General features: G+C 61.1%; 8 protein-coding genes. 4 read left to right on the forward strand and 4 right to left on the reverse strand.

The genetic code is table 11. The features are described from left to right. Together RMQ73_RS12580 and RMQ73_RS12585 are read right to left on the reverse strand one after the other, a co-directional pair. Positions 1 to 1,552, reverse strand: a 1,552-nt coding sequence (locus RMQ73_RS12580) for a hypothetical protein (protein ID WP_310498612.1), incomplete at its 3' end; no start/stop codon positions are given. Further along, complete coding sequence (locus tag RMQ73_RS12585; protein ID WP_310498614.1) at positions 1,549 to 2,814, reverse strand: DUF4010 domain-containing protein; 1,266 nt, start codon at positions 2,812 to 2,814, stop codon at positions 1,549 to 1,551. The genes RMQ73_RS12585 and RMQ73_RS12580, both read right to left, overlap by 4 nt. An 86-nt stretch (positions 2,815 to 2,900) precedes the next feature. Here RMQ73_RS12585 and RMQ73_RS12590 point away from each other — a divergent pair, with 86 nt between their 5' ends. After that, complete coding sequence (locus tag RMQ73_RS12590) at positions 2,901 to 3,707, forward strand: glycosyltransferase (RefSeq protein WP_310498615.1); 807 nt, start codon at positions 2,901 to 2,903, stop codon at positions 3,705 to 3,707. Between the two features lie 4 nt (positions 3,708 to 3,711). Here RMQ73_RS12590 and RMQ73_RS12595 read toward each other — a convergent pair whose 3' ends face one another. Then, positions 3,712 to 4,107 (reverse strand): OsmC family protein, encoded by a 396-nt coding sequence (locus tag RMQ73_RS12595; protein ID WP_310498617.1) that lies wholly within the window; start codon positions 4,105 to 4,107, stop codon positions 3,712 to 3,714. A gap of 132 nt (positions 4,108 to 4,239) precedes the next feature. On the opposite strand from RMQ73_RS12595, the gene RMQ73_RS12600 reads away from it, so the two are divergent. The 3 genes from RMQ73_RS12600 to RMQ73_RS12610 all read left to right on the forward strand — a co-directional run bounded on the left by RMQ73_RS12600 (position 4,240) and on the right by RMQ73_RS12610 (position 8,271). Beyond that, the gene (locus RMQ73_RS12600; RefSeq protein ID WP_310498618.1) at positions 4,240 to 5,454 is read left to right on the forward strand and encodes an acyl-CoA dehydrogenase family protein; all 1,215 of its coding nucleotides are present in this window, start codon (positions 4,240 to 4,242) and stop codon (positions 5,452 to 5,454) included. Between the two features lie 632 nt (positions 5,455 to 6,086). Continuing rightward, entirely contained in the window at positions 6,087 to 7,385 is a 1,299-nt protein-coding gene (locus RMQ73_RS12605; RefSeq protein ID WP_310498619.1) for an AAA family ATPase, read from the forward strand. Beyond that, entirely contained in the window at positions 7,369 to 8,271 is a 903-nt protein-coding gene (locus RMQ73_RS12610; protein ID WP_310498620.1) for a hypothetical protein, read from the forward strand. The genes RMQ73_RS12605 and RMQ73_RS12610 overlap by 17 nt, the downstream gene beginning before the upstream one ends. Before the next feature lie 357 nt (positions 8,272 to 8,628). On the opposite strand, the gene RMQ73_RS12615 is transcribed toward RMQ73_RS12610, so the two are convergent. Continuing rightward, the coding region (locus RMQ73_RS12615) for a pantoate--beta-alanine ligase (RefSeq protein ID WP_310498621.1) at positions 8,629 to 9,214 on the reverse strand (586 nt) is incomplete at its 5' end.

The following is a 9,214-nucleotide window of genomic DNA, read 5'->3' on the forward strand; positions in this document are numbered from 1 at the left end:
TCATCGGCACGGTTTTCATGGCCGGGATGTCGGATTGCAGCCCGTGCATCGTGGTGCCGTGCATCAGCGCCTTGTAGTCCTGCGTCTTGCGGTCCTCGACGGTGTAAACGCCGAAAAAGCTGCGCTGCCGCATGCCATCGGCCGACATGAAGATCTGGTTCCAGCCGCCGAGCGACAGGATCAGCATGGCAAAGCACCAGGCAAACAGCTTGCGCCGGCCAACCGCCGCCATGGTCAGCAGCGCCAGTGCCGCCACGGCCAGCAGATAGGGCAGCCAGATCAACTGGAAGCGGTCGATGGTGACAAAGCTGAAGCGCGTGGCCGCGCCCCATGACAGCAGCAGCGCAGCCGCCGCAGCGCCATAGCGCAGCGAGGCACGCTGCCAGAATGCATGCGGCTCCCGGGTTGGCACCAGCAGCACAGCGGCAATCAGCAGCAACGGGTGTTCGAATGGCCAGTTGAAAATGACCGGCGCCACCAGCGCACAGAACACGCCGCCCATCGCGCCGCCGACCGACATCCAAAGGTAGAAATCGGTCAGTCCTTCGGCCTGCGGCTTTTCCGCCGCCAGCGTGCCGTGCAGGGCCACGGCGATGATGAACAGCAGCAGCAGCCCGGCGGCAGCGAACACCGTGGCAGCAGCCGGCCCGGCCGGCATGCACACCCAGGCGCCCAGCGTGATCAGCGCCAGCGGCGCGCCGTGCACGGCAAAACGCGTCCAGGCCGGCCCGGAGCCGGAAAACACCAGCACAAAACTGAGCAGGTAGATCGACAGCGGCAGCACCCAGAGCAGCGGCATCGCCATGATGTCGGTGGTCAGATGCGTGGTGGTGGACAGCAGCAGCCCCGAAGCGACGGCGGCCAGCAACGTCCAGCGGCCCCGTTTGGCCCAGCTTGTGGCTGGTCGGGCGGCGCTGCGGGCCGGCGCCTCGCCGATGCCGGTAGCCAGCCCGCAAAGGGCAACGCACAGCGCCAGCGCCACAAAGCCGGCCGACCAGGCGAGCGTCTGGGTGCCAAGGCTGGCCATGGGTTCCACGAGCAGCGGATAGGCCAGCAGCGCGGCAAAACTGCCAAGGTTGGACGCCGAATACAGGAAATACGGATTGGCGGCGTCGCGGTCACCGGAGCGCGAGAACCAGCTTTGCATCAACGGCGCCTGTGCCGACACGGCAAAGAACACCGGGCCGATGGACACGGTCAGCAGGCCGATGAGCCAGAATGTCGGCGCGCCATCCGGGCTGGCGCCGATATCGGCAACGCCGATGGGCAGCGTGAGCGCAGCGACGGCAAAGACGCCAAGATGCACAAGCATTTGCCGGCGCACCGAAAACCGGCTGAGTGCATGGGCATAAAGATAGCCGCCAAGCAGCGCCGCCTGATAGAACAGCATCGCGGTGTTCCAGACACTGGGCGAGCCGCCGAGCACCGGCAACACCAGGCGGCCGAACAGCGGCTGGATGAGGAACAACAGGAAACTGCCCAGCAAAATCGTGATGGTGAACAGCGGCCGCAGCGGCAACGAAAGGCGGGCGGGTACGGCGGTCTGGTTCATGCTGTCATGCTTAGACGGGCAATGCTGCCGGCAGCAAGCGCGAAACCGGCGATGATCGCCAGTGCCGCCGCGATGAGTGGCAGCGCCGCCCGCCAGGCGCTGCGCCCGCCCTGCACCAGCACCACCACCAGCTTGAGCATGGTGTTGAGCAGAACTGGCAGCGCCAATATGGCACCGGCGAGGCCGGGCGCGATGCTGCCGGACGGCAAGGCGCGGAGCGAGACGATGGCGGCATCGACATCAAGCGCGCCGGTCAGCGCCAATGTGACAGCGACGCCGCTGTCGCCGTAGCGCTGCTGCGCCCAGTGCGCGGCAAGCGAGACAAGCCCCACCAGAAGCGCAAATGCCAGTGCGGGCAACAGCGCGAACGGGTTGCCAGGCGGCGCGGCGTCAGCGGCCACCGCTGTGCTGCGCCGCGCGGCCAACCAGGCCCAGACCAGCGCCAGCACGCCGCCGGGCGTGACGATGCGTGCAAAATCGACAAAGGCGAACGGTACGAGTGCACCGACCAGCAAGGTTATGCGCAGGAACATCACGGCTGAGGCAATGGCGATTCCCGCCGTGGCAGCGGGCAGCATGTCGGGCTGGGCGCGCAAGCGCATGGCCAGCGACGCCGTGACCGCCGTGGACGAATAAATGGCGCCGATGGCAGACGTCAGCAGCACCCCCCGCCCTGCCCCCAGCCGGCGCCCGGCCAGATAACCGGCAAAGCTCAAGGCGCAGACCACCACCACGACAAGCCACAATTCCCGCGGATTCCAGGCGCCATATGGCCCCATGCCGCGGTCGGGCAGCACCGGCCACAGGCCGGCGGCAACGACGGCAAAGCGCACCAGCGCCTGAAGATCATCGGCATCAAGACCGCGCAGCCAGCCATGCAGGCCCTGCCGCTGTGACAGCAGGAATGCGGTTATGGCCGCCAGTGCCATCGCCGGCACCGGCTGGCCGTGCCCCGCGATCCTGGCCAGCGCCAGCGTGACCAGCGCTGCGGCCTCGGTCGTGGCGCTGGGCTGGGCCTGACGGCGATAGCCGATGACGATGACGGCGGCGGCGCCGAGCATCAACACCGCCGACACCGGTGCCTGTCCGGCTGCGATATAGCCCGCCAGCCCGCCGATCAGCCCGAACAGGCCGAATGTGCGCAGGCCGGCGACACGGCTGCCGGCGGCGCGGCCACGCTGCTGCCAGCCGCGCTCAAGGCCGATAAGCAGCCCGATGGCCAGCGGTACCATCAGCCGCGCAAGATCTGCGGTGGCAATCACGCCGGCATGGGAAGGCGGCGCGGGCCAGCCGTCAAGATGCAACCATTTTGCTGACGCCGCGCCGCAACCGCGATACAGCAATGATCATGGCCAATGACCCCGCCGACACGCCGCTTTGGGCGATCATCATCCCCTTTTACAACGAACAGGATTTCATCGCACCGACGCTGCGATGCGCGCTGGCACAGGACTGGCCCAGCCTTGCCATCCTGCTCATCGACAATGGCTCGACCGACGGCTCGGCGGCGCTGGTGGCGGGCATGATAGCCGGCGATCCAAGGGCGCGGCTGGTGCATGAAGGGCAGCCGGGCCAGACATTCGCGCTGCGCACCGGCTTTGGGATCGCACAGGAAATGGGCGCGGCCAAGGTGGCGCTTTGGGATGCCGATACGTTGTACCGGCCCGATTATATTGCCCGGGCCGACGCCTTGATGGGGACAGACGAAACCATTTCCGGCGCCATGGCCATCGACTTGTATGCGCAGTTCGATGCGCCGGAATCGCGGCTGCAGCGGCGGCGGCTGGCGCTGACGGCGCGGATCTTGTCGAAACAATGCCATACCGGGACCTTTGGGCAATCCTATCGTGTGTCGGCGCTGGCGGCGGCGGGCGGGCCGAAGAACGACACCTGGCCGCTGGTGCTGCACGATCATGAAACCGCGCACCGGGTGCTGAAACACGGGCGCACGGTTTATGACGCGGACCATGTCTGCTGGCCGTCCCCGCGCCGCACCCAGAACAGCCATGTCCGCTGGAACCTGACCGAGCGGCTGATGTATCATGTGACGCCGTTTGCGCTGAAGGACTGGTTTTTCTATCGGTTTCTGGCGCCAAGGTTGAAGGCGAGGCGCATGTATGAGGCCGGCCTGCGAGTGCGCGACTGGGAGCAATAGCGCCTCAGGCCAGCCGGGTTTCGATCCGGGTTTCCACGGCGGTCATCAACTTGTGCACCGGGCATTTGCCAGCGACCGCCAGCAGCTCGGCGCGCTGGGCGTCGGTGAGGTCGCCGCCAAGCGTGATGGTGGCCGTCAGCCGGTAAACCCCGGCGCGTTCCTCGGTATTGTCACGCGTTACCGCCACGCCGACATCGCCCAGCGGCAGGCCCTTGCGGTTGGCATACCACACCATGGTCAACGCCTTGCAGGCGCCAAGCGCGGCGTCATACAGGTCATGGGGGTCCGGCCCGGCATCGGCGCCGCCGCTGGCCACCGACATGTCGGCGACAAGCTGGTGCGCCCCGATGGTGATGATGTGACGGGTGGCGGCGGGGTCGTCGCGGCGGATGGTAATCATGGCCGGCCTTTCGGATGTTGGGGGCGACAGTGTTGGCCGCACCGGCGCCGGGGGCAAGCGCTTCCTGCTCAAACTGCCCGGTTGCGGTGCGGTCCCAAGCCGCCATGCTGGGCGCATTATGGGGAACGGCCGATGAATCTCGAATGGAATGCGGACATGCTGGCCTTTCAGCACGAGGTGCGGGCGTTTCTGGACGCCGAGTTGACGCCGGAAATGCGCGCCGCCACCGCCGGCATGACCAGCGTCTACGCGCCGCCATCACTGTCGCTGGCCTGGCAGCGCATCCTGCACAAAAAGGGCTGGGTCGCGCCGTCATGGCCCATTGCCGATGGCGGCTGCGACTGGTCGGCGGCGCAGCGGTACATCTTCACTCGGGAGCTGACTCAGGCCGGGGCGCCGCCGCTGTCGCCGATGGGGCTGGGCATGTGCGGGCCGGTGCTGCTGGGTTATGGCACGCCGGCGCAAAAGGCGCGGTTCCTGCCCCCGATGCTGGCTGGCGAAGAACTGTGGTGCCAGGGCTATTCCGAGCCGGGGTCGGGGTCGGACCTGGCGTCATTGCAGATGAAGGCGGTGCGTGACGGCGATGACCTTGTGTGCACCGGCGCCAAGATCTGGACGACACATGCCCATGAAGCGGACTGGATTTTCTGCCTTGTTCGCACCAGCCGGCTGGAAAAGCCGCAGCTTGGCATCACGTTCCTGCTCATCGACATGCGCAGCCCCGGCGTCAGCGTGCGGCCCATCGTGTCGCTGTCGGGGGAGCATGTGCAGAACCAGGTGATGTTCGACGAAGTGCGGGTGCCGATTGCCAATGTGGTGGGCGAAATCGACGATGGCTGGACGGTGGCAAAATATCTGATGGAGTTCGAACGCGGCGGTTCGATGTATGCGCCGTCGATGCAAAGCCGGTTGGGGGCGCTGGCCAGGCATCTGGCCGCCACCGGGCAACCAAAGGGCATGAACGGGCGCATCGCGGCGATCAGCGTGGATATTGCCGCCATGGACGCGCTGGAACTGACGTTCCTGGCCGGGCAGTCGGCGGGCACGGCGCCGGGGCCGATGGCGTCGGCCATGAAGGTCATCGGCACCGAACTCAGCCAGAAACTGACCGAACTGGAGCTGGAGGCGGCCATGCCCTATGCCGCCGCCTTCCAGCCGCAACTGGCCCTTGCGGGCGGTCCGATACCGGGCTTTGTGCCGCCGGCAGACGGCAAGGGTGTGGGGCCGCCCTATGCTGCCAAGGCCATCCTCAAATATTTCAACGACCGCGCCGGGTCGATCTATGCCGGGACGAACGAAATCCAGCGCGGGATCCTGTGGCAATATCTGGGCCGGCGGAACAGTTAGCGCGGGTTTTGGCGCCGTAGGAGCGGCCAAGGCGGGAACGTTGAAAACAATGGCATTTCCGCGCCCTGTTGGGTTTGGAAGTAGACGAAGTTGACGGTTTCGTGAGGTTTTTCACGGCGCGTGTGGGCGGCGGAAAAGCTGTGTGCCTGTGGGGTTTGGCGATGGAAAAGAGCATCCGCAAGGTCGCACAAATGCCGGCTGTAGGACAGCGCAGGGCTTGAACGCAGGCGGTTCACGTTGAGGGAAGCAGCGTGCCGCTAATTTTCCGCGATGGGCGGATAGCTGCCGCTTTGAGCCTCAGCTTGGAATGACCCATTTTGGGACAAATCCGTCAATTCTGGCGGGGTCGTTGAACGGCAGCCTACGCCAGCAGCCGACATTCACGCATGTGCTCGAGCGACACCACCGAATGGCCAGGGTTGGGCCGAGCCCGGACTGACGGCTATTGTGAATTAATTGCTGGGGAAACCGACTCAACCCAACGATGGTGCCGATTCAGGGATCAGGACATCTGACCTCAGTGAACGCGCCTCAGTCTGCTTTAAACTTAAGGCAATACTCGTTGCGGCTTGACAGGTGTCCTGCCGGCACGCTCATTGAGATGAACCATCCTCCATCAAGGGAAGCACAATTTGTACCACGTCGCCAAGATTGATGTGCACGGCTTTTGGGGACGATATCGCGTCTCAACGCCGATATTTCCTAGCGTCACGTTCTTCATCGGCGAGAACGGATCAGGCAAAACCACACTCATAAATTTGATTGCGGCCTGCCTTGCAGCAGACTTTCTCGCTTTAGACAAGCTTGCGTTCCGGAAGGTAGAGATAACATTAATCTCGACTAGTGATAGGAGGCGAAAGCCAAAGATCATCGTCGAGAAAAACCTTGATTCAAAATCTGGAATAGAATCAATAGAATATAGGATATACAGTTCATCAAAAAGCGAGCCAATCACCTTTTCCCTGGACGACATAGAAGAACAGAGAATGCTTCGTCGTCGGCCCAACGCGCCATCATTCTATATGCGACAGAGCAAGCGGACGAGGGACCTCACTTCTGCATTATCGGGCCTAATCTCGATGGTATGGCTTTCGATTCATCGTAATACTTTGCTAAATGAGGCGGATGACAGAAGAACTCCGGATCGTGGATACGACTCGACAGTAGATATGAAGTTAAATGAGCTATCTGCGCGACTTTCTCGATATTACTCGTCGCTCGTGTCAATGCGCGATCAGAGCGTGCGGGCATTTCAAGAATTTACGTTCATGTCGTTACTTGATGAGCGCGATGATGCGCGCTTGTTCTCCTTGGTCAAAGAAATTGACATTGAGGAACAGAGGGCGGCTTTGGTGGAAGCATTTGAGCGACTTGGTGTAAAGAAAGAGAAGTTTTCCAGTAAAGCAAATAGATACTTTTCCACCCTCAAATCGGTAAAGAGCAGTAAAGATAAAGGCCTGACGGTTCAACAGGTTCAGGCTATGGTAGTCCTTCAGCAAATACAACAGATCACCAAGAAGTGGACTGAAGAGAAGGCACGGCAGGACGATATATTCAAGGACATAAGTGCGTTCATGACAATTATGAACTCGCTACTCAAGCGAAAGTCTCTAAGGGTCACTGACTCTTTTGAGATTTGTACAATCAATGACAAAGGGGATGACGTGAGCGTGTACCAGCTTTCTAGCGGGGAGAAGCAACTGCTCATACTGCTTGGAGAGGCACTCCTTCAAGAGCACAGATCTTGTATCTACATCGCTGACGAACCAGAACTCTCTCTGCACCTCAAGTGGCAAGAAAAGATTGTTCCTTCAATTTTACAGTTGAATGATAATGCCCAACTTATCGTGGCCACTCACTCCCCAGATATAATAGGTCCCTACGGATCTCACATAATACGAATGGACGATTTGCTTGTTGAAGAGCAGTAACATGTCGAACATTTTGGTAAGGACCCAAAGCGGCCTTTCAAATCAGCATATCTTTCTCGGTGTAGATTTCGTCGTTTACGTCGAGGGTGGTGGGCACTTCGGCGATGCATCTCAAGCAGCGGCAGCAGGTGCCGACGATACACATGATGCCGAGTTTTGGAGGACAGTCCTCGCCATAGCTTGCCCAGGTAAGACCTTCCACGTGAAGTCTGTGGGATGCAGAAGCGTCGCAGAGGCGATAGCCTTGGAAATCGCGAAAAGCCGCGCACGCGGTTCATTCGTTTGCACTGACTCAGACATTTGTTGCTTGCTACCTGAGGTTGGGCCTCGCGTGCCCACTCTTCGCACTTGGGGATACAGTTGGGAGAACGACGTGGCGTGCTGGGAGGTAACAAAAAAAGTATTTACCGATCTATACGGTGCTTCTGCAAAGACGCAGTATGCACTTCGGCTATTTAGGGAATGGTACGATTTACATTTAGAGCAATATCGTCCTTATATAGCCCCTGACACGACGCAGGTGAAACTTGGCCTTTTAGCGGTGTTTGATCGCGATGCGCCAGTTCGTCCCTTTGGCCCTACGTTCTCAACCTGTCCCGAGTTGGATACTGCCCATCTGGATGCGCGCCGCATTAATGATGATCGTCAGGATTATATTGAAATCGACGAAACCAGTATTTCTACACTGCGGCACAGTTTCGGGAAGACGCTGCTGAAGGCTGTATTCCACGCATTTTTACATTTTGCGCAGATGGTTCGTCGTGGCAGAATAGATTTTGATTTGTACGTGGGCTTGAGCATTTCAGCGTTTCGAAGCGCGTTGCCAATAAGGCTTGATACAATGACCTATTATTCCGACGGAGTTCGCTCCGTGTCTGAACGCTGATGTAGCCAGTCTTTCCAATCCAGACCCGATTGCTGGATACAAAAAGACGCTGATGCATTCTGTTAAAGTTTACGTACGGCTTTGTTGTCTTCGGTCTTAAGCTTAGCTTGCTTTTCTGATACGCAAGTTCGAGGTCTGACTTCCACCCCGTTTCAGCCACTTGGCCCAGGACTGCTTCACGTCCGCTTTGGGTGTCTTGGCTGCTCACCACTCACGGCCGAAATTGGGGCGATTAGCTGCCGGGCCACTTAACGACAGGCGGATGGCCGGTTCCAGCCAAAGCTGCCGTTTACGCGCCGATCGGGGATCGCCCGCAAATGGGTCGAAAACAGACATGATGCCTGCGCAACCCACCCCTCAAACGGCAAGGTTATCGATCAGCCGTGTCGTGCCCATGACCGCTGCCGCCATCAGGCGGGCACCTGCCTGGATCTGGCCGAGGCCGTTGAGATGTTCTTCGTCGACCAGTTCGAAATAATCGGTGCGGGCGAAGCCGGCGGCTTTGAGGGCCTTGGTGCCATTGGCCAATACCGGCGCGGCCGGCATGCCGCCAAGCAGCGCCTCGCGCGCCGCTGTCAGGGCGCGTGGCAGGGCCAGGGCGCGGGTGCGTTCGTCGGCAGTGAGATAGGCGTTGCGCGATGACAGCGCGAGGCCATCGGCATCGCGGACGATGCTGGCGCCGACAATTTCGCAGCCCAGATCGAGGTCGGCGGCCATGCGGCGGATGATGGCGAGTTGCTGCCAGTCCTTTTCGCCGAACACCGCCACGTCCGGGCGGGCGGCGGCCAGCAATTTGGAGACGACTGTGGCCACACCGTCGAAATGGCCGGGGCGGACGCGGCCGCACAGCAGGTCGGGCAGATCGGCCACGCGGACATAGGTGGCAAAGCCCGGCGGATACATGGTGGCGACGGTCGGTGCATAGAGCAGCGTGCAGCCGGCC

It is taken from the genome of Sandarakinorhabdus sp. (assembly GCF_031430775.1).
In the GTDB taxonomy this organism is placed as follows: Bacteria; Pseudomonadota; Alphaproteobacteria; order Sphingomonadales; family Sphingomonadaceae; genus Sandarakinorhabdus.

What these genes read in the sequence shown, in the direction of transcription:
- RMQ73_RS12590 (WP_310498615.1), top strand. Translation starts at nt 2,901, where the DNA reads ATGGCCAATGACCCCGCCGACACGCCGCTTTGGGCGATCATCATCCCC.
- RMQ73_RS12595 (WP_310498617.1), bottom strand. Translation starts at nt 4,107, where the DNA reads ATGATTACCATCCGCCGCGACGACCCCGCCGCCACCCGTCACATCATC.
- RMQ73_RS12600 (WP_310498618.1), top strand. Translation starts at nt 4,240, where the DNA reads ATGAATCTCGAATGGAATGCGGACATGCTGGCCTTTCAGCACGAGGTG.